At 44.0% G+C, this 20,807-nt stretch carries 21 protein-coding genes; 4 read left to right on the top strand and 17 right to left on the bottom strand.

What is annotated here, in order from left to right:
* Positions 1–289: 289 nt before the first annotated feature.
* From ACVBDY_RS13585 to ACVBDY_RS13630, 10 genes are all read right to left on the bottom strand, one after another.
* Positions 290–502, bottom strand: a complete 213-nt coding sequence (locus tag ACVBDY_RS13585) for a hypothetical protein (RefSeq protein WP_447176008.1) — start codon at positions 500–502, stop codon at positions 290–292.
* A 284-nt stretch (positions 503–786) separates the two neighbouring features.
* A complete protein-coding gene (locus ACVBDY_RS13590; protein WP_123215514.1) occupies positions 787–981 on the bottom strand; it encodes a hypothetical protein in 195 nt (64 codons plus the stop codon).
* Between the two features lie 222 nt (positions 982–1,203).
* Entirely contained in the window at positions 1,204–1,398 is a 195-nt protein-coding gene (locus ACVBDY_RS13595; RefSeq protein ID WP_447176009.1) for a bacteriocin, read from the bottom strand.
* Positions 1,399–1,510: 112 nt separating this feature from the next.
* Positions 1,511–1,705, bottom strand: a complete 195-nt coding sequence (locus ACVBDY_RS13600; protein ID WP_447176010.1) for a hypothetical protein — start codon at positions 1,703–1,705, stop codon at positions 1,511–1,513.
* A 192-nt stretch (positions 1,706–1,897) separates the two neighbouring features.
* Entirely contained in the window at positions 1,898–2,092 is a 195-nt protein-coding gene (locus ACVBDY_RS13605) for a hypothetical protein (RefSeq protein ID WP_447176011.1), read from the bottom strand.
* Between the two features lie 264 nt (positions 2,093–2,356).
* Positions 2,357–2,563 (bottom strand): hypothetical protein, encoded by a 207-nt coding sequence (locus ACVBDY_RS13610; protein WP_447176012.1) that lies wholly within the window; start codon positions 2,561–2,563, stop codon positions 2,357–2,359.
* A gap of 92 nt (positions 2,564–2,655) precedes the next feature.
* Positions 2,656–2,988 carry a DNA-binding protein gene (locus ACVBDY_RS13615; protein ID WP_123215509.1) on the bottom strand — a complete coding sequence of 111 codons (333 nt, stop codon included), beginning with the start codon at positions 2,986–2,988 and terminating at the stop codon, positions 2,656–2,658.
* A gap of 60 nt (positions 2,989–3,048) precedes the next feature.
* A complete protein-coding gene (locus ACVBDY_RS13620) occupies positions 3,049–4,206 on the bottom strand; it encodes an HlyD family secretion protein (RefSeq protein WP_447176013.1) in 1,158 nt (385 codons plus the stop codon).
* Between the two features lie 639 nt (positions 4,207–4,845).
* Entirely contained in the window at positions 4,846–6,189 is a 1,344-nt protein-coding gene (gene gdhA / locus ACVBDY_RS13625; protein ID WP_447176014.1) for an NADP-specific glutamate dehydrogenase, read from the bottom strand.
* Between the two features lie 111 nt (positions 6,190–6,300).
* Positions 6,301–7,440, bottom strand: a complete 1,140-nt coding sequence (locus ACVBDY_RS13630) for a cystathionine gamma-synthase (protein ID WP_447176015.1) — start codon at positions 7,438–7,440, stop codon at positions 6,301–6,303.
* 264 nt (positions 7,441–7,704) lie between these two features.
* On the opposite strand from ACVBDY_RS13630, the gene ACVBDY_RS13635 reads away from it, so the two are divergent.
* Positions 7,705–8,475 (top strand): PdaC/RsiV family protein, encoded by a 771-nt coding sequence (locus ACVBDY_RS13635; protein ID WP_447176016.1) that lies wholly within the window; start codon positions 7,705–7,707, stop codon positions 8,473–8,475.
* Here ACVBDY_RS13635 and ACVBDY_RS13640 read toward each other — a convergent pair.
* Complete coding sequence (locus ACVBDY_RS13640) at positions 8,465–8,932, bottom strand: DinB family protein (protein WP_447176017.1); 468 nt, start codon at positions 8,930–8,932, stop codon at positions 8,465–8,467. The genes ACVBDY_RS13635 and ACVBDY_RS13640 overlap by 11 nt on opposite strands.
* Before the next feature lie 392 nt (positions 8,933–9,324).
* Here ACVBDY_RS13640 and ACVBDY_RS13645 point away from each other — a divergent pair, with 392 nt between their 5' ends.
* A complete protein-coding gene (locus ACVBDY_RS13645) occupies positions 9,325–9,687 on the top strand; it encodes an arsenate reductase family protein (RefSeq protein WP_447176018.1) in 363 nt (120 codons plus the stop codon).
* A 91-nt stretch (positions 9,688–9,778) separates the two neighbouring features.
* Here ACVBDY_RS13645 and odhB read toward each other — a convergent pair whose 3' ends face one another.
* The 6 genes from odhB to ACVBDY_RS13675 form a co-directional block, all read right to left on the bottom strand.
* The gene (odhB, locus tag ACVBDY_RS13650) at positions 9,779–11,020 is read right to left on the bottom strand and encodes a 2-oxoglutarate dehydrogenase complex dihydrolipoyllysine-residue succinyltransferase (RefSeq protein ID WP_447176019.1); all 1,242 of its coding nucleotides are present in this window, start codon (positions 11,018–11,020) and stop codon (positions 9,779–9,781) included.
* A gap of 62 nt (positions 11,021–11,082) precedes the next feature.
* Positions 11,083–13,926, bottom strand: a complete 2,844-nt coding sequence (locus tag ACVBDY_RS13655) for a 2-oxoglutarate dehydrogenase E1 component (protein ID WP_447176020.1) — start codon at positions 13,924–13,926, stop codon at positions 11,083–11,085.
* 253 nt (positions 13,927–14,179) lie between these two features.
* Entirely contained in the window at positions 14,180–14,530 is a 351-nt protein-coding gene (locus ACVBDY_RS13660) for a hypothetical protein (RefSeq protein WP_447176021.1), read from the bottom strand.
* A gap of 64 nt (positions 14,531–14,594) precedes the next feature.
* On the bottom strand, positions 14,595–15,884 hold the full coding sequence (locus tag ACVBDY_RS13665; protein WP_447176022.1) for a metal-dependent hydrolase family protein: 1,290 nt from the start codon (positions 15,882–15,884) through the stop codon (positions 14,595–14,597).
* Between the two features lie 215 nt (positions 15,885–16,099).
* Positions 16,100–17,128, bottom strand: a complete 1,029-nt coding sequence (galE, locus tag ACVBDY_RS13670; RefSeq protein ID WP_447176023.1) for a UDP-glucose 4-epimerase GalE — start codon at positions 17,126–17,128, stop codon at positions 16,100–16,102.
* A 29-nt stretch (positions 17,129–17,157) separates the two neighbouring features.
* A complete protein-coding gene (locus ACVBDY_RS13675) occupies positions 17,158–18,291 on the bottom strand; it encodes a DegT/DnrJ/EryC1/StrS family aminotransferase (protein WP_447176024.1) in 1,134 nt (377 codons plus the stop codon).
* Positions 18,292–18,559: 268 nt separating this feature from the next.
* Here ACVBDY_RS13675 and ACVBDY_RS13680 point away from each other — a divergent pair, with 268 nt between their 5' ends.
* Both ACVBDY_RS13680 and ACVBDY_RS13685 read left to right on the top strand, forming a co-directional pair.
* Complete coding sequence (locus ACVBDY_RS13680) at positions 18,560–19,801, top strand: 3-deoxy-D-manno-octulosonic acid transferase (protein WP_447176025.1); 1,242 nt, start codon at positions 18,560–18,562, stop codon at positions 19,799–19,801.
* Positions 19,802–19,881: 80 nt separating this feature from the next.
* Complete coding sequence (locus ACVBDY_RS13685) at positions 19,882–20,184, top strand: hypothetical protein (protein WP_447176026.1); 303 nt, start codon at positions 19,882–19,884, stop codon at positions 20,182–20,184.
* The last annotated feature ends 623 nt before the right edge of the window (positions 20,185–20,807 follow it).

The following is a 20,807-nucleotide window of genomic DNA, read 5'->3' on the forward strand; positions in this document are numbered from 1 at the left end:
TACAGGTTTTAAATTCCAGGCACCCGTATTCGCATATGCAGTACTCAAGCGACAGGTTGTTTAGTTCTTTAGTCGGGAGTTCTGAGTTGTTCTATAAAATCATCCCAATCTGTTCTGTACCCGGGAAAGTACATTTTCTGAATTACTGCGGGTATCACCCCCTCCGGCAAATATCTCTGGCTAAAAGATTCCCAACCGCAGAGCTATTAAAAAACCATCGTCAACAAAAAAAGCCATTCCCAAAAAGGGAACGGCTTAAACTTTCAACTGAAATATATTACAAATATCTCTATGCTTCCGCAGAAGCAGAAATCGAAATACTTCCAAGCAGGTTAGACAGGAGAGAAACAGCCCCGCCTACAGTTCCGGTAACGAAGCCTAATATGCCGGAAAGCGCACCGCTTAAGCTTCCTATACCTATGCTGATAGTTAATCCGCCGTTTGTTTCGTTCATCTCTGTAGCGTTCAGTTCCTGAACTCCGTAGTGGTCTAAATTTTTCATAGTAGAATCTAAATTAAGTTAATAAAACAATTATAAGGTGTACAACTTCGTAACAGTTGTGGTTGGATTCCGGCTGACCAAAGCAACCGAAATAATATCACAAAACACTTATTCAGGTGTGTAAACTCTTATTTGATCAAGGCTAAGTTAGCTATATTCACTGCACAAACCTTGCAGTTTTAAAGCTTACTTCCCGCACAAGAACTTTTCTTACATAGACATAAAAAAAAACTGCTTTCCCTATTCGGAAAAGCAGTCTTATAAACGTTCAAAGGTTGGGGATACTACAATCCTCCGATAATTCCGGCTACATATTGTGCAACAGCCACTGCCGCATCCTGCACAGCGTCTACCACAATATTAACCACTCCAAGGGCCAACCCAAGTGCTTGTCCGAGGCTAAGAGTTATGCCTCCGTTGATTTCATTCATTTCCGTAGCGTTCAATTCCTGAACTCCGTAGTTTTCCAGATTTTTCATGATTTGTTAAGTTAAGTTATACAATAAGATTAGGATATCACTTCCGCACGATCATCAGATCATATAAAAATGATGGGGTACAAAAAAACGAAGTGCCAAAGTTTACTGCTAATTTACTATAGTTCACTGTAAAAACCTTGCAGTTTTGTATGTTTTTGATTACAAAAAAAAGAGGGTGACCAAAATCACCCTCTTTCTTTGTATTCTCTTGTAAATTCTGGATTAGATACCTCCAAGAAGACCTCCTAAAAGACCGCTTACCAGGTTTACAACAGTTCCTACAACACCGGTTACAGTCCCGATAATTCCGGTTACCAGGTCAATAACTCCGTCGAGATCTCCTAAAAGACCACCGTTTACTTCTTTTAATTCGTTAGTGTTCATTTCCTGAACTCCGTAGTTTTCCAGATTTTTCATGATAAAGTATTAATTAATTACACATTGATTTTTGATTATTTAAATAGTCTTTTACCTTTTGTAAAAGATTAAAAAATACATAGTCAGGCAGGACAACTATCTGCCGTTACGCTTATGACGTAATGTCCTGCAAAAAGCTGTTCACATATTCTTCCACGGCCTGTACCGCGGCATTCATATATCCTAAGACAATATTAAGGATGCCGTTTAGCAGTGATATGGCATCGCCAAGATTTATGCCCCCGTTAATTTTGTACAGTTCGGAACTTTCCAGTTCCTGAACTCCGAATTTGTTCAAATCCTTCATAACAATTCAATTAGGTTCAATAAGGTTTGGGTGGGGTCAAAAAATATTAAATGGGGAAGTTTGGATACCGCTAAATTAGTCTTATTCACTGCACAAACCTTGCAGTTTAATGTTTTTTTGATTTCTAATCCATGAAAAAACCGGGTGTTTTCGTATAAAACCCGGTTTTGACATTTCCGATTGGTGTAACGATTACAGTCCGCCCAACAGACCTCCTAAAAGACCTGTAACGGTGCTAACTACAGTTCCTACAACACCAACAACAGTATTGATCACACCAGTCACCAGGTTAAGAACCCCGTCAAGACCTCCGATCAGTCCACCGTTGATTTCGTTCATTTCAGTAGCGTTCAGTTCCTGAACTCCGTAATTGTCTAAATTTTTCATAATGTTTGATTTTAATTAAGTTATATGAATTAATTACTTGATTATGCTATTTCATTGTATATCAAATTCAAAACAAAAGCTTACACGACCTTTATTTTACTATGCTAAGGTAGGTTTGTTCGCTGCACAAACCTTGCAGTTTTTCTTTTAATTGGACGGAAATAAAAAACCGTATCAAAGAGAATTTCCAGATTTTCCGGGACAGAATCCCTGTTTTCTGTATTTCTCTTTAATACGGTTTTTCTGTATCTCCGAATAAACCTGTTACAGGTCTACCATTCCGGTGATAAGACCCAAGGTGAGTTCCACGATGCTTCCCACTACGGAAACAATTCCTCCTACCACTCCGGTAACAGTTCCGAGAACTCCGGTAACAAGACCGATAACCGCTCCCAGGTCAAGACCTCCGTTGATTTCCTGTAATTCAGCTGTGTTCAGCTCCTGAACACCATAATTGTCTAAGTTTTTCATGACATAATACTTTTAAGTTACACAATAATTTAGGACATAGTATTTAAGAAAATATTACAAAACAAAAGCTTTGGCATCTTTGTTTCATACAACTAAGATAGTATCGATCCCTGCATAAAGCTTGCAGTTTGAATTTTATTTGATAAAAAATAACTTCCCCCGAAAATCTCGGTAAGTTCATTATCCTTCAGCACAGTCACGGAAACCGTTACCTGAAGATCAAAATCATCTTCATAAAAATATGTTTTGTGCACCCTGCTATACGACACAGGAGCCTCTATATCTTTCAACTGCTCTATGAGCTGGTACACCTTACGCTCACTTATCTGCATAAGCCGCGCCAACTGGGGAGGCGACCCCGTAGCTTCTTTTACAATAAGCTGATGTAGTTGTTGCAGTCGTTCCAGGTTCTTTAAATTATTCATTACCTAAAGGGGTTTTAGATGGTTAATTCCACTCTAAACGTACAAATCGTATTATTTTTCTCAATCCTGACGTGCTCTGGATGGATTCAGCCAATCATCTACCTTATCATAAAGCAGATCGAATAAGGATCTCTCGGTAAGCTTAAAATTAGCTGTCAGGGTCATTCCTTTTTTCAGATTTCCTTTAAAACCGTTTTTCAGTTGCAGGTAATTCTCATTAACGCTGCACCTTACCTTAAATGCAGCAGATTCCTCGTCGATGGTTTCTATATCGTTACCTATACTTACTATCTGCCCCGAAGCAAAGCCCCACTGATTATAATTAAAGGCATCTATCTGGTACGTTATGGACTGTGCCTCCTTTACCAGGCCGATATCCGTAGGTGCCACATAACATTCAATAAGCAATTTGGTGTCCGGAGAGATCTCCCCGATCTTCACTCCCGAATTTATATATCCGCCAACATCCAGTCCGCCAACATTTAACAGTGTGCCCGACACAGGGGCTGTCAGTACGTGGTTCTCATTACTGGAGCTGTACTGGTTAAAATCCGATCCCAGTTCATGCAGTGTATTATTCAGGGAAGCGTGTTCCGATTGCCATTGATAACGCTGTTGTGTCTTATAGTTATCCAGGTCATTCACGGCCATATCGTATTCCAGCTTTTTGGCTTCGTATTCGGAATTGGAAATCACTTTACGCTTGTGGAGCTTTTCGTGTCTTTCAAAATCTTTACGTGTTGTTTCCAGACGCGTTTTCAACTCTTTAATCTTTTGATTGTACTCCATGTAGCTGGCTTTATACTTCGCGGAAGAAAGCTGGGAAGCAGATATAGGCCTGTTACCGGAAAGCAGGGACAAATCATGTACAAAAGTCCTGTTTTCCCCGATTTGCTGCCGGTACAGCGAAAGTTTGTCACTTACCTGTTCGTTATTCAGTATAAGCAAAGTATCGCCGGCTTCCACCCTTTGGTTATTCATCATGTTTTTGTATGCCACCTTTCCGGAATTGATCAGGGTAAGTACCGTACGCTCATCTTCAGGCTTAATAATACCTCTTGATGTCGTATATACGTCCACGTAAATAAAAGGAAGCGACAATAGAAATCCCATAATACTCAACAGAACGACAGCGTAGATGATTTTACTACGGTTCCTGAGTTTAAAATGATGGGCCTCCACAGTACTATCAATTATTTCTTTGGGGAAGATTTCCATAAAGCACATTGAGATTTTGAAGTATAAAAATAGGCAAATTATCGATAATGTGCCCAAGTTTTGCGATAAATTACTGTAAATATATCGCAAACCGAGAATTAAATGACAGGAAAAAACACTGGAAAACAACAATATAAGAAGTGTTTCTACAAAAGGAAATGACATACGTACATCGAAAAAACAGTTACCGGACAGAAAAATATAAAAGTAATCTCAAAAGTTCCGAAAGCTATCATTCCGAACCGATCCGGAAAACGTATAATACTGATTTAAAGCATATTTAAAACCAAAAACAACACGTCAACCTTACTCCACGCAAAAGTTCAGATTAACACACATATTACTTCAGGGATGCTTTTACGCAAGGCTTTATACAGAAACGCAAATAACGGGTAAGGAGGTAAATTTAGGCCCTATGCAGTCTCCCTTCTATAACAAGATATACTTTAAAAAAGAATCTCTGAAAAACATAAATTGAACGCCTTACTCCCGTAAAAGGATATCCGGAAAGGATAATAAGCATATTTTTAACCGGCTTATATTGGAGTGCCGGCAATAGAAATCCATACGGAACGGAATAAAAAAGAGGTTGCCTTTTAAAGACAACCTCCCGATATATCATCAACTACGATAAAACCGCTACACTACACCTTGTGCCAGCATGGCATCGGCCACTTTTACAAACCCGGCAATGTTAGCCCCTTTAACATAATCTGTATACCCGTCTTCCTGCTTACCGTATTGGATACAGGAATTGTGTATATCCAGCATAATTTTCTTCAGCCTTTCGTCTACTTCCTCACGGGTCCAGCCCACCCTTAGGGCATTCTGTGACATCTCCAGTCCGGAGGTAGCCACACCACCTGCATTAGAAGCTTTTCCGGGAGCAAATAATAATTTGGAATTGTGAAATACCTCCACTGCACCCGGGGTCGATGGCATATTCGCACCTTCGGCAATACAAAAACAACCGTTTTTCACCAATATTCCGGCATCTTTATCATCCAGTTCATTTTGTGTGGCACAAGGCAACGCAATATCACATTTTTCTCCCCACGGAGTTTTTCCTTCCACGTATTTCGCCTTGGGATATTTATCAATATACTCGCTGATCCTTCCGCGTTTAACGTTTTTGAGTTCCATTACATAGGCGAGTTTTTCTACGTCTATGCCATCTGCATCATATATATAACCCGACGAATCGGATAGGGTAAGTACCTTGGCTCCCAACATCACGGCTTTTTCCGCAGCGTACTGGGCCACGTTTCCGGAACCGGATATAACCACTTTTTTCCCCTCAAAACGCTCTCCTATAGTCTTCAGCATACTTTCTGCAAAGTAAACCGTCCCGTATCCGGTAGCTTCGGGCCGGATTAGAGAACCACCCCAGGAAAGGCCTTTTCCGGTAAGTACTCCCGTAAATTCGTTTTTAAGTTTTTTATACTGGCCGAACATAAAGCCTATTTCCCTTGCCCCCACACCGATATCACCGGCAGGAACATCGGTATTTGGTCCTATATGACGGAAAAGCTCCGCCATGAATGCATGGCAAAAACGCATGATCTCGTTGTCTGACTTTCCTTTGGGGTCAAAATCGGCACCTCCCTTTCCGCCACCCATAGGCAGCGTAGTAAGACTGTTTTTGAACACCTGCTCAAAGGCCAGGAATTTCAAAATACTAAGGTTTACCGAAGGGTGAAAACGGAGCCCCCCTTTATACGGTCCTATGGCAGAGTTCATTTCTATACGGTATCCGCGGTTTACCTGGATCTCTCCCTTATCGTCCACCCAGGGAACGCGAAACATGATAACCCTTTCCGGTTCTACCATTCGCAACAAGATATTCTTTCCGTTATAAATATCATGTTTCTTTATATATGGGATCACCGTTTCCGCAACTTCCTTTACGGCTTGCATAAATTCCGGTTCGTGGCCATTCCGTTCTTCCACGAGTGCTAAAAATTCTTCAATTGTTTGTTTCATAAGTGTGTCGTATCAAAAATAGAGTCAAATTGGAAAATTCTTAAAATATCGCTGCAAATATACGATATAGTCAAAATGATGGTGTTGTTTTTTCAAATTATTAACGATGTTTTATCCCAGAGCTTGTTTCATATCTTCGGTTAGATCATCAATATCTTCTATTCCTACGCTAAGCCTTATCAGGGCATCCGATATGCCTAGTTTTTCTCTTTCTTCTTTCGGTATGCTCGCATGGGTCATACTCGCGGGATGACCGGCCAGCGACTCCACACCTCCGAGAGATTCTGCCAGGGTAAACACTTTTAACTTCTCTACGACACTTATGGCTTTATCCTTGTCGTTACCTTTGATCACAAAAGAAACCATTCCGCCAAAACCGCGCATCTGTCTTTTGGCAACTTCGTGGTTCGGGTGGTTTTCCAGTCCCGGCCAGTATACCTTTTCCACTCCGGGGTGCCTTTCAAGAAAAAGAGCCATGTCCCTGCCGTTCTCACAATGGCGCTGCATTCGCACATGAAGGGTTTTTATTCCCCTCAGCACCAGAAAACTATCCATAGGCCCACAAACGGCGCCGCTGGCATTCTGTATAAAGTACAACCTGTCTGCCAGGTCCTTGTCCCTCACGATCAGCGCTCCCATCACCACATCACTATGGCCTCCCAGGTATTTCGTGGCCGAATGCATAACAATATCAGCCCCCAGGTCCAGCGGCTGTTGCAGGTATGGCGTGGCAAAAGTATTGTCTACGGCGAGCAGCAACCCGTTTTTCCTGGCTATGGCCGAAACTTTTTCGATGTCTATAACATTCATCATAGGATTGGTGGGTGTTTCCACCCAGATAAGCCTTGTGGCAGGAGATATGAAGTCTTCTATTTTCCCGGCATCTGCCATACCCGTAAAACGGAACCGGATACCGAGATTTTCATATATTCTGGTAAAAAGCCTGTATGTTCCCCCGTAAAGATCGTTGGTAGAGATAACCTCATCCCCGGGCTTTAAAAGTTTGAGGACCGCATCTATCGCTGCCATACCACTGGCGAAAGCCAAACCGTATTTTCCGTTTTCCAGGCTTGCAAATGCATTTTCAAGTGCCGACCTGGTAGGGTTGTGTGTCCTGGAATATTCGAATCCTTTATGTCCGCCGGGAGTAGTTTGCGCATAGGTGGATGTCTGGTATATGGGAGTCATAACGGCCCCGTAAGCTCTATCGTATTCCTGCCCCCCGTGAATGGTCTTGGTATTGAACTTCATATGCACATTGTTTAATCCGGAAACTGCCCGTGCCCGCATTACACTTAACCGGAAATGCCGCACCACACAGATCTTCCGTTCCTGTAACTGCTACACAAAAATAGTATTTACTTTTTCCTATTCATAATAAAGAAGTATCTTTAGCTTATTATTCTTGCTTTTACAGAGCAATGGACTCCCTTAAAAAATGGTTCTTGCCGTAACCCACAGAATATAAGCACATAACACCCGAACAGAAAAGCTTAATAAATTTAACCGGAACCAATGAAAGTGAAAAATATACACTACCGACTCGGACTCTTACCCATTTTCTTATTTCTTATCCTGGCAGGCTGTGTCACGAACGACGAACTTTCTTATTCCCCTCACAAAATAGCGACGGACTCCGGAGATTGCGATCAAAGTCCATGTGCCAAAGTCAAAGTGAGCTTCCCTACCGCAGTGGCCTCTACGGCTATTGCGAATAAGATCAACGCTATAATCGACGACAAGATCATAAGCTATTTTATCATAGACCCCGATGCCAAAAAGGAAGAATCCATAGAAAAAGCGGTGGAAAATTTCAAAAATGAATACCTCAAAGACAAGGAAATGCAACCGGATTTTGCATTCGGCTATGAAGCGGACATCCAGGGAGAAGTACTCTTTAAAGGAGAAAAGCTGCACAGCATTGCATTCTCGGCATTTATGTATACCGGGGGTGCGCACGGGTATTCCAGCCTCACCTATCTCAACCTGGACCCTCAAACCGGCAAGGAATACGACAACAAGGAACTTTTCACCGACATGGGGTCGTTCCGGAAAATCGCGGAAAAAAAATTCCGGAAACAGGAAAAAATTCCGGAAGGCAGTAACATCAACAGTACCGGATTCTGGTTTGAAGACGACACCTATCAACTTCCGGAAAATATCGGTTTTACTAAAGACAATATCATCCTTCACTACAATGCCTACGATATCAGTTCGTATGCGGAAGGTGGCAAGACACTCGAAATCCCCCTGGAAGAGGCAAAACAATACCTGGCTATTTTATAGCCCGTTTTAACGCCAGTATATACCCCAGGTGAAGACCTTCGTGCATATTGTTATAAGCCATCGCCGAGTCTATATCGGAGAGGGTCACATTCATGCTGGTCGTATAGGTGTTATATGTCTTAAAAAGCCCCTCCCGGTAATCCTCCTGTAATTTGTCAGGATTACTCAAAAATATTTCCCTGAAATAGCGCAGCTCCTCTTCCGTTATCGGTTTTTCCGGGTCCGGAGCGGTCCCCTTCCTATAGTCATTTATAATATCTTCGCTCACGTTGCATTCCAGCCCGGACAACCTGTAACACAATATCTGTTGCGACACCACAAGATGTGCCAGGTTCCACGCTATGTTATTATTAAACCCTTCGGGGATCTTATTGATCTCTTCCGGGGATAATCCTTCAATGGCATTGACTACCAGGTTCCTCGTGCTTTTTAAAATTTCCACTTGTTTTTCGTACATCGCTGATCTTTTTTCCAAAACTAATCCAATTCATTTAAACTTTTCCGGTCTGTCATAAAAAGTAAACGAGTAAACAAGTTAAAGAACTCAAAAACAAGTTTATAAAAAAGTTTAAATCCCCTCATCATTCAGGTGCATTCCCCTCCGGAACAAACGCATTAAAAAATTATAAATAGTTCAATCAAGATTGCAGGTTGCAGGTTTCAAGTTCCAGCGAAAGGCACCCAGCCTCCCGGTCATCCTTACAATCCCTATGCCGTCATTTCACAAACACCTTTAACTCATTCCCACACTCTCACACTCTCAGATACTATGCACATGATGTGTTTACCCAGCATTCCCCTTTTTTCGTATCGGAAAAGTTATACTACTTTTGTGCAAAGCATTATTTTATGGACAAGATATATCACCTCAGCACCTGCGACACCTGCAAACGAATCATAAAGCAACTTCAACTTCCGGATTCGTTCGTCTTACAGGACATAAAATCCGAACCGATCACGGTAAAACAGCTGGAAGAAATGAAAAAACTGGCCGGTTCTTACGAAAGTCTTTTCAGCAGAAGAGCAAAACTGTATAAGGAAAGGAACCTGGCGGAGGAAAAACTAACCGAAGAAGACTACAAGCGTTTTATCCTGGAGCATTATACTTTCCTGAAAAGACCGGTAATACTGGCGGACGGAAAGATCTTCGTAGGAAACAGCAAAAAAACTGTCGAAGAAGCTGCAAAGACCATTGCAGGAATGCAGGGTTAAGGCCCGCTATGCAAAAAGAAACCCGGATTTCCGCCTGCAAAAAAGCAGTTTCGGAAATCCGGGCTTTGAAAGTCTTCGCCTTTACTTTTTATTATAATTCCAGTGCTTTTTTAATATTTCCGTCCATGAGCAGTTCTTCCGGGCTCTCCAGGGCTTCTTTTATAGCCACAAGGAAACCTACGGATTCCCGTCCGTCAATGATCCTGTGATCATAGGAAAGGGCCACATACATCATGGGGTGTATCTCTACTTTTCCGTCTACGGCAATAGGGCGCTCTATAATATTATGCATTCCCAGGATACCGGATTGCGGCGGATTGATAATAGGTGTAGACAACATACTTCCGAATACCCCTCCGTTAGAAATGGTAAAGGTTCCTCCCGTCATTTCATCTACGGTGATCTGTCCGTCACGGGCACGGATGGCCAGACGTTTGATCTCCGATTCGATTCCCCTGAAGCTCAGATTTTCCGCATTTCTTACTATCGGAACCATAAGGCCTTTGGGGCCTGATACGGCTACGGAAATATCGCAGAAATCATAGCTTATTTTATAATCTCCGTCAATCATGGAGTTTACGTCCGGGTATAGCTGCAATGCTCTTACCACCGCTTTTGTAAAGAAACTCATAAAGCCGAGGCCAACCCCGTGCTTTGACTTGAATTCTTCTTTATATTGATTTCTCAGCTTAAAGATCGGTGTCATGTTCACCTCGTTAAACGTGGTGAGCATCGCTGTTTCGTTCTTGGCCGAAACCAGGCGCTCTGCAACTTTTCTGCGGAGCATGGAAAGTTTTTTACGTTCCTGCCCCCTGCTTCCGGGCCCGGGTGTCCCCATAGAAGGCACCGCTTTTACAGCGTCATCTTTGGTTATACGCCCGTCTTTACCGGTTCCTTTAACCTCATTGGCAGCAACTCCTTTTTCCTCCAGTATTTTTTTAGCTGCAGGAGAAGCCGTACCAGAGGCATATGTTTCTTTCTTTTCGGGCTGGGCCGGTTGTGCTGCCGGTTTCGCCTCTTCTTTCGGAGCTTCTTTCTTCTCTTCTTTAGCTTCCGGTTTTTCTTTTTCGTCTGCGGAACCTCCTTCCGGCTTCGCGGCACTGGTATCTATTAAACAAACCACTTCCCCTACGGCAACAGCATCGCCTTCTTCGGCTTTGAGCGTAATGATACCACTCGCCTCCGCAGGAAGCTCCAGGGTTGCTTTATCCGAATCCACTTCCGCAATGGCCTGGTCTTTCTCTACATAATCTCCGTCAGAAACCAGCCATTCGGCTATTTCCACTTCTGTAATAGATTCCCCCGGCGAAGGAACTTTCATTTCTAAAATCATTGTTCTATAATTTTATTGGTCGTATTCTTATTTTTAGTTTCCATATATGGTAAGGATATTTTTTAATGTCCGTAACCATTTTTGGCCCGGTAATCCCGGATGTTGTTATCCCTGGTTTCGTCAAAGACATACGCTATAACTTCCTGATGTCTTTTTTTGGACCTTACGGCACTTCCGGCCGCAGGAGAGGAATAGAACCTTCTGGAACATACTCTGAATTCTCTCGCGTTCTCCAAATGCATCAGCAAATGGCTCCACGCACCCATATTCCGGGGTTCTTCCTGTGCCCACACAACGTCTTTGGCACTCTTATACTTACTTATAACTTCCTTGATCTTATCGGAAGGCAACGGGAACAATTGTTCCAGTCTCACCAGCGCTACGTCTTTCTCCCTGCCTTTCTCCTCACGGGCTTCAAGCAGATCGTAATAGAATTTACCGGTACAGAAAACCAAGGTCTTTACATCTCCGGCCTTTACGCCCGCATCGTCGATTACCGGCTGGAAAGATCCGTTTACAAAGTCTTCCACACTGGAAACCGCTTTCGGATGGCGCAGTAAACTTTTAGGCGTAAACACAACAAGAGGTTTACGGAAATTCACTTTCATCTGTCTGCGCAGCAGGTGATAGAAGTTGGCCGGGGTAGTACAATCCGCCATATACATATTGTCTTTGGCGCAAAGCTGCAGATACCTCTCCATACGTGCCGAAGAGTGTTCCGCTCCCTGTCCTTCATAGCCGTGCGGCAACAACATCACGAGGCCGTTCTGTATTTTCCATTTGTCTTCCGCAGCAGAGATATACTGGTCGATCATTATCTGTGCCCCATTACTGAAATCTCCGAACTGGGCCTCCCATATGGTCAGTGTCTTAGGACTGGCCATGGCATAACCGTAGTCAAAACCTACCACTCCATATTCTGACAGTAATGAGTTAAAGGCATAGAAATGACCCTGTTTTTCATTCAGCTCATTCAGCAACACCACTTCTTCTTCGCTATCCTCTACCTTGAGAACGGCATGGCGATGCGAAAAAGTTCCTCTTTCCACATCCTGTCCGCTTATCCTTACATTAAAACCTTCGTCCAGCAGCGTCCCGTAAGCGAGAAGTTCTCCCATAGCCCAGTCCAGGGTATCGGTTTCAAAGAACATTTTGTGCCTGTCCCCTATGAGTCTTTCTATTTTCCTGAGGAACTTTTTATCTTCAGGAAGCTTAGTGATAACCTCCGCTATCCTGGTGAGCTTATCTTTGGGATAACCGGTATCGACCGGCTTTAGCATCATATCTTCCCTTACCAGCTCATATCCTTTCCATTCATCCTCCATAAAAGGGATGATCCGGGTGGTATTCTCTTTCCTGGAATCCTCCAGTTCTTCCTCCAGCAGTGTTTTGTATTTGGATTCGAGTTCACTTACATACCCGCTGTTTATAATACCTTCTTTTATCAGCTTCTCCGCATAAATATCCCTTGCGTTTTGATGCTTGGCAATGGCTTTATAGAGTTTCGGCTGCGTGAATTTCGGCTCATCTCCTTCGTTATGACCATACTTGCGATAACCGAGAAGGTCGATAAAGACATCTCTTTTAAAGGTCATACGGAAATCGAGAGCAAAAAGCGCTGCATGCACTACCGCTTCCACATCATCCGCATTGACATGAAGTACGGGCGATAAAGTCACTTTTCCGACATCGGTACAGTAAATAGACGAACGGGCATCGAGATAATTAGTGGTAAATCCTATCTGGTTATTTACGACCATATGAATGGTACCCCCGGTTTTGTAACCGTCCAGCTTAGCCATCTGTACTACCTCATAGACAATTCCCTGTCCTGCAATGGCAGCATCTCCGTGTACTACTATAGGAAGTACTTTTGAGAAGTCATCTTCATAGTGGTTGTCCTGCTTTGCCCGTGTAATCCCTTCCACTACCGCCCCCACAGTCTCCAGGTGTGAAGGGTTGGGCGCGATGTTCATCCGTATCTCCTTACCTGCTTTGGTCCTTCGTTCGGAAGTCCAGCCCAGGTGATATTTAACATCCCCGTCAAAAGCAGGGATCTCATAGTCTTTTCCGTCAAATTCGCTGAAAATATCTTTTGCGGATTTTCCGAAGATATTGGTCAGTACATTGAGGCGGCCACGGTGGGCCATCCCCATAACAAACTGCTTTACTCCCAGGTCTGCCGCCTTGTCTACAATAGCATCCAAGGCCGGGATAAGGGATTCTCCCCCTTCGAGTGAAAATCTCTTTTGCCCCACATACTTGGTGTGCAGAAATCCTTCGAACGATATGGCATCATTCAGCCTGCCGAGAATGTGTTTTTTCTCTTCGGCAGAAAAAGAAGGATGGTTATCGTTGATATTGAGCTTGTTCTGTATCCATTGTACTTCTTCAGGCTGGCGGATGTACATATATTCCACCCCGATGGAATCGCAGTAGATCGCCTGAAGGTGGTCTATAATCTCCCGCAGGGTTTTGGTTCCTATACCGAGTATTTCACCGGCCTTGAATCCCACATCCATATCCGCATCCGTAAGACCGAAGTTCTCCTTCTCCAGCGTAGGAGCATATTGTCTTCTTTCCCGCACCGGGTTGGTCTTGGTGAACAGATGTCCCCGCGTACGGTAGGCATCAATGAGATCGACGACCCGGAATTCCTTCACCACTGTTTCCGGCACTTCTGTTTTACCGGAAGTCCCTGCAGAAGAAGTTGTTCCGGGAACGGTTGCTTCAACACCATTCGAAGCCACAAAGTCACCGGGTGCGGCGCTCTCCACTCCAAAATCGAATCCTTGAAAAAAAGCCCTCCAGCTGGGTTCTACGCTGTCGGGATTCTGTAAATACTGATCGTATAGGTCAGCAAAAAATGCTGTATGCGCAGCATTCAAAAAAGAATACTTGTCCATATTATCTTTTTCAGCTGTCTCGTTATGACAAATTTTTTCCAAAAGTACGATATTTCAAATACATGGTGTTAAAGTTTTGACACATTTATATATACAATTAGTAAGATTTTAACAAGTCGAAACAAAAACACAGCCGTAGCAACTATATCCCCTTTTTTTGTGGGATTCCTGGCATTTTACGTGATAGATTTCAAGACCCGGAACGGGAGTCGGAAGGCCTTCCGGAAGCTATTATGAAACCGGAGTTACGGTGTCAGATCCTGTTCTTGAACCACACCTTTTGCCACTCTCTTTTCAGGATAAGAAACGACACTTCCCCGGATATCTCTACCGTATCCAGTGCCTGTATGCTTTTCACTGCTGTTTCGGGGACGTCGATAATATAGAGCAGGTTCAGATAATCGTTAAACCTGTCCCGCATAAGCAGAAAGACCGTTTCGTGAAGTGTTCTCCCCAGTTTTTCGGGAGAAACGGTCGTTTCCAGGTCCATATGGATATTAGCGGACAGAAAATCCTTATTCAACTGCATCACCAGCTTTTCCCATAATTGTTCTTTCCGGGCACAATCCAGTAAGGACGCCATATCTTTCACCTGTGGTACCACAACATTATTTTAGTCTGATGGTTATTTCAGCGGAGCGGGCCATCACCCCGTTCCGCCCTTTTCATTATGGTTCTGTACTCTCGTTTTTGTAAACCACTCCTTCTTTCATCACAAAAACCACGTCCCGGAGGGTTTTTATATCTTTGGTCGGATCGTCGTTCACCGCAATAATATCTGCAATATAACCTTTTTTAAGTTGCCCGATCTGATCTTTCATTCCCAGCAACATGGCCGGAGTAACGGTGGCTGACCGGATAGCTTCTGCTTCCGGCATCCCCGCTTCTACCATATACTGGAATTCCTTTGCATTATCCCCGTGTTTATACACCCCGGCATCCGTACCGAAAGCTATTTTCACTCCTTTCTTATACGCTTTTGCAAAAGTGCCCTGTATCTTCGGCCCCACTTCCCGGGCTTTGGGGACTACCAGGTCGGGGAAATACCCATCTATCTCGGCTTTTTCAGCCACTTCTTTTCCTGCGATTATGGTTGGCACATAATAGGCATCGTATGCTTTCATCATCTCCATAGTCTCCTCACTCATAAACGTACCGTGCTCTATGGTCTTCACTCCTCCCTGAATGGCACGCTGCATGCCTTCATCGCCATGGGCGTGAGCTGCTACCAGCATACCGTAATCGGCTGCCGTTTCGGTTATGGCCTTTATTTCATCTAAAAAGAACTGCGGATTATGCCCGCTTTTTGCCACACTGAGCACTCCGCCGGTAGCCGTTATTTTTATGACATCCGCGCCGTTTTTGTAACGCTGACGCACGGCTTTCCGGGCTTCCTCCGGCGAATTTATCACGCCTTCCCTGGGCCCCGGATCTCCCATAAGGTCTTTACGGCTGCCATTGGTAGGGTCCGCATGTCCCCCGGTAGTGGCGATGGATTTTCCTGCGGAAAAAATCCGGGGACCCGTCACATATCCTTTTTTTATGGCATCACGCAACGCGGTATTAATACCACTACCGCCCAGATCCCTGACCGTGGTAAACCCTGCCATCAGCGTCTTTCTGGCATATAAAGTAGATTCAAAGGCCACATCGGCCTCATTTTCGGTATACCTCGCCAGGTAGCGTTTGGGGTTGGTCTCGTGTTCCAGGTGGACGTGCATATCCACAAGTCCCGGTAAAACGGTTTTGCCGGAAAGATCTATAATGTCTCCTGTATGTTCCGGGGTTATATAACCATCTGCCACCTCTGTTATTTTACCATCGGAAATAACCAGGGTTTTTTCGTTGAGGATCTTACCGCTCTCCGTATCGAGAATTTTCCCGCAATGCAGGTAAATCTTTTGTGCCTGAAGTAAAGCCACACTGAAGAGCGCGGCACACAGAAGTATTTTTTTCATTGTTGTTCTGTTTGGTTAGTTAATTCGTATGAACTACAAAACAGTCCCGTTTTCCGGAAAAATTGAAAATTCTTCCGGGCGGACTGTCCTGCTTACTCGTTGTTAGCTCGCAACAATTTAATCAAACTTCTGTAACATCCGGGCGCAAAGGCCGTATTTTTTCGGCATGTAATTTTTAATTTCTTCAAAATTACCACCTCATTCATACCGATTTATCAGCTTCTTATTTTCTTTTCCCACGCCCAGGCCGAACGCATGGCTTCATCGAGAGTAGATTTTGCCTTCCATCCCAGCTCCGTATTGGCTTTGGTGGTATCCGCATAGGCGGCGGTAATATCCCCTGGCCTGCGGTTTACTATTTTATAATTGAGTTTTTCCCCGGAAACTTTTTCAAAACTTCCGATCACTTCCAGCACGGAACTTCCTTTTCCGGTACCTACATTGTACACTTCGTAATTACTTTTATTATCACCCTTCAGTAACCGCTGCAGCGACACCACATGGGCTTTTGCCAGGTCTACAACGTGGATATAATCGCGTATCCCGGTACCGTCGGGTGTCGGGTAGTCACCCCCGAAAACAGAGACTTGTTCGCGCACTCCGGCGCCGGTCTGTGTAATAAAAGGCACCAGGTTTTGCGGTACTCCCAGAGGCAGTTCGCCTATTTCCACGGAAGGATGCGCCCCTATGGGATTGAAATAACGGAGCGATATGGCTTTCAATTCTTTATATACATTACAGGCATCGGCTATGATCTCTTCTCCTATCTGTTTGGTATTTCCATAGGGAGATTCCGCTTTTTTAACGGGGGCATTTTCCGTGATCGGCAGTTCGTCTGCCTGTCCGTACACCGTACAGGAAGAACTAAAGATAAAGCAGGACTCTCCCTTATCCCGAAGCTCCTGTAATATATAGACCAGGGTATTGATATTGTTCTCGTAATACAACAGCGGTTTTTCCACGCTTTCGCCAACAGCTTTGGATGCGGCAAAATGGATAACCCCGGAAACGTCGGAATGTTTGGCAAAAAACTCCTTTACTTTCGCTTTTTCCCTGAGGTCTATCTTTTCGAACTGAGGGGTTTTTCCCGTAATACGGGTTATTCTTTCGAGCACTTCTATGGAGGAATTGGAGAGATTATCGATGATTACCACCTCAAATCCTTCGTTCTGCAATTCCACCACGGTGTGGGAGCCAATAAAGCCAAGCCCCCCTGTTACCAGTATTTTCTTTTTTTCTGCCATTTTCAAATAACCTTTATCGGGTTAATTCACTATTTATTTACAAATTCCTTTATTTTGGATGTAATGTATGCTATCTGCTCGTCGTCCAGTTCCGTGTGCATGGGCAGGGATATCACTTCTTCCACCAGTTTATTGGTCACGGTAAATTCTTCTTCTTTATATCTTTCGTCTACATATGCTTTTTGCCTGTGCAGGGGTATGGGATAATAGATTCCGCACGGTATTTCGTGTGCTCCCAGGAAGGCCACCAATGCATCCCTGTCCGCTCCCGCTATTTTGAGAGTGTATTGGTGATAGACATGCGAATCGGCTTCTCCTACCAGGACCGGGGTAACCACGTTGTCTTCTCCTTCTAATGCTTTGGTATATTTTGCGGCGGCCTCTTTTCGTTTCTCGTTATAGGTATCCAGCAAGGGCAATTTGGCACGCAGTACGGCCGCCTGTATGGAATCGAGCCGCGAATTCACCCCGATGACATCGTGGTGATAGCGTTCATACATACCGTGGTTGACAATACCTCGTATAACATGTGCCAGGTTGTCGTCATTGGTAAAGATAGCTCCGCCATCCCCGTAGCAACCGAGGTTTTTCGAAGGAAAAAACGAGGTAGCCGCCACATCGCCTATGGCGCCGGCTTTTACCTTATTACCATCTTTAAAGGTGTAAGTAGCCCCGATCCCCTGTGCATTATCTTCAATCACGTAGAGGTTGTGCTCCTTTGCTATTTCCATAATAACATCCATATTGGCACACTGGCCGAAAAGGTGTACGGGCACTATGGCTTTTGTTCTCGGCGTTATGGCTTTACGTATGGCTTCCGGGTCTATATTAAAAGTATCCGGTTCCACGTCCACAAGTACCGGGGTAAGCTGAAGCAGGGCAATAACTTCTACGGTAGCCGCAAAAGTAAAGTCGGCCGTGATCACTTCGTCTCCGGGCTCCAGGCCGAGACCCATCATCGCTATCTGCAAAGCATCCGTACCGTTGGCGCAGGGAATAACGTGCCTCACTCCGAGATATGCCTCGAGTTCTTTTTGAAATTCACGTACTTCCGGGCCGTTGATAAATGCCGTGGAACTAATAACTTCTGCTATGGAACGATCAACGGTATCCTTGATAAATTCGTACTGACCCTTGAGGTCTACCATCTGTATCTTCTTCACTATATCTGTATTTAATTTGCGTGCCGCATACTGAAAAAACCCACTTCGCAGAAAAGTTAACGCTACGGGTTATCGATAGATGAGCGGCTGAAAAACATTTCAGAAAAACCAAACAATAATACGAAATAAAGGAACGTCTGCCAATGAAACGGGAATGAATTTCTCCGATCCCGAAAATTCGGTTTTACCCTGCAGGTTTGCAGAAAGTAATGTATTTTAGCAGCCAAAGAACAGGATTTCATTCCGTTCCTCAAATTCCGGTTGTACCATGCTGTCTTTTATCTACAACATCCTGATTTCCGTTGCGGGCCTTCTACTAAAGATCATAGCCCCGTTCAACAAAAAAATAAAGCTTTTTGTCAACGGCAGAAAAACGGTATTTTCCGATCTGCGGAAAATTACAGTCCCGGGCGACAGGATCATTTGGTTTCACACGGCTTCGCTCGGCGAATTCGAACAAGGACTCCCCGTCATTGAAAAGATCAAAGCCGAATTTCCCGATCGCAAAATACTGGTCACCTTTTTTTCCCCTTCCGGATACGAGGTAAAAAAGGGCAGCAAAGCCGCAGATATCATCACATACCTGCCCCTGGACACCAGGAGGAATGCAAAAAAATTCCTCAACATGGTAAAGCCCGAACTCGCCGTATTTGTCAAATATGAATTCTGGCCGAACTACCTTTCCGAACTTAGAAAACGAAAAATAAACACTATTCTTATTTCCGGCATATTCCGTAAAGACCAGTTGTTCTTTAAGCCCTACGGGGGATTTATGCGACATTCCCTCCAAACGTTCCGCCATTTTTTCGTGCAGGACGCAAATTCCGGAGAACTGCTCAAAGGCATAGGTATAGACCGGGTGACCGTTAGCGGCGATACCCGCCTGGACCGGGTAGAGGAGATCCTGCACCGGGACAATACACTTGAGTTTATGGAAACATTCAAGGACGGCAAACCCTGTTTTGTGGCCGGAAGCACCTGGCCGGAAGACGAAGAACTGCTTTCCGAAATGATAAACAATGCCCCGGAAGGTATTAAGTTTGCCCTGGCGCCGCACAATATAAAACCCGCACACAATGAGAGCCTGCTAAAATCCATTCGCAGAAAGGCCATACTTTATTCCGAAAGAGAAAAACACCATTTACAGGACTACGATGTTATTATCATCGATACCATAGGAATACTGACCAGAATATACAGTTATGCCGACATCGCATACGTAGGCGGTGGTATGGGCACCACCGGACTCCATAATATCCTGGAACCTGCGGTTTTCGGGATTCCTGTCATTATCGGCAAAAACTACGGCAAATTCAAGGAAGCCAATGAACTGGTAAAACTGGGCGGAGTACTTTCTGTTTCCGACAAAAACCAGCTTTTTGAGACCTTTTCACAACTTATTGAAAAAGAGGAATATAAAAAACAAACAGGAGGAATTAACTCACTTTATGTTGAAAAAAATACAGGCGCCGTAATCCAAATCATTGATTTTTTACGTATATTATTATAACAGGCAAATAAAGGAAGGTCAACGAAAAAAATATTTTTCCTGATTTTTCTATTTATTAACTCGTAAAAAATATTCAGATTATGAAAAAAGTATCTTTAAGCATGGTTTTATTGGCTGTATTTGCAATTACCCTCGCGTCATGCAGGGACACCAAGAAAAAAGAAGACGCCGGAGATAAAATAGAAAATACTCTGGATGAAACCGGAGACAAGGCAGAAGAAGCCTGGGATGACACCAAGGATGCTGCGGAAGATACCTGGGACGACACCAAGGATGCCGCAGAAGACACCTGGGACGAAACTAAAAAAGCAGCCGATACGGTAAAGGAAAAGGTTAAAAAGACCGGCGAGAAAATCGAAGAAAAAATCGATGACAATAAATAAGCTGAAAACCGGCAGCAAATTGCATAGAAAAACCCGCCACAACAATACGGCGGGTTTTTCTTTTTGACAATCTCTCCTGTTGAACTCGTCTTGAGTTGTTGTATCACAACAATACCCGGGGGCACTCCATACAGCACCAAAACAACAGGATACAACACAAAACGACCTTGACAAATCGGTAGCGTATCTTCGCGAAAGCGGTTTTCTGAAACCCGAAATTGATATTGTCCCCGGCACCGGACTGGGGAAACTCACCGACGAATGCGATCCGGATAACCTGGCTCCCATAGATATCAATGACATCATAGCTATCGCTACAAAGGCTGGGCCCGATATGACACTACTTTTCAGAGAATTAACAAAACGGCTCCCTGCGTAAAACTTTACATCACGGCAAATAAATAGCCCGGTATGCCGTTTAAGATTATATGTGAAACACCCGAAGAAAGAAAAATACACGGCTTAGGGTACGTATCCTCGTTCCGGATGACTAAAACAGGCATTAGTGCAAAGAAAACACATAGCCTCGCCCCATAACAGAATTTTCCCAGCTAAAAAAATTACTCGGGAAAACATCCAAAACATCCGGTATGCTCGTATCTAATGACAACAGTTATTCCGAG

This window comes from Sinomicrobium halophytocola (assembly GCF_052983395.1).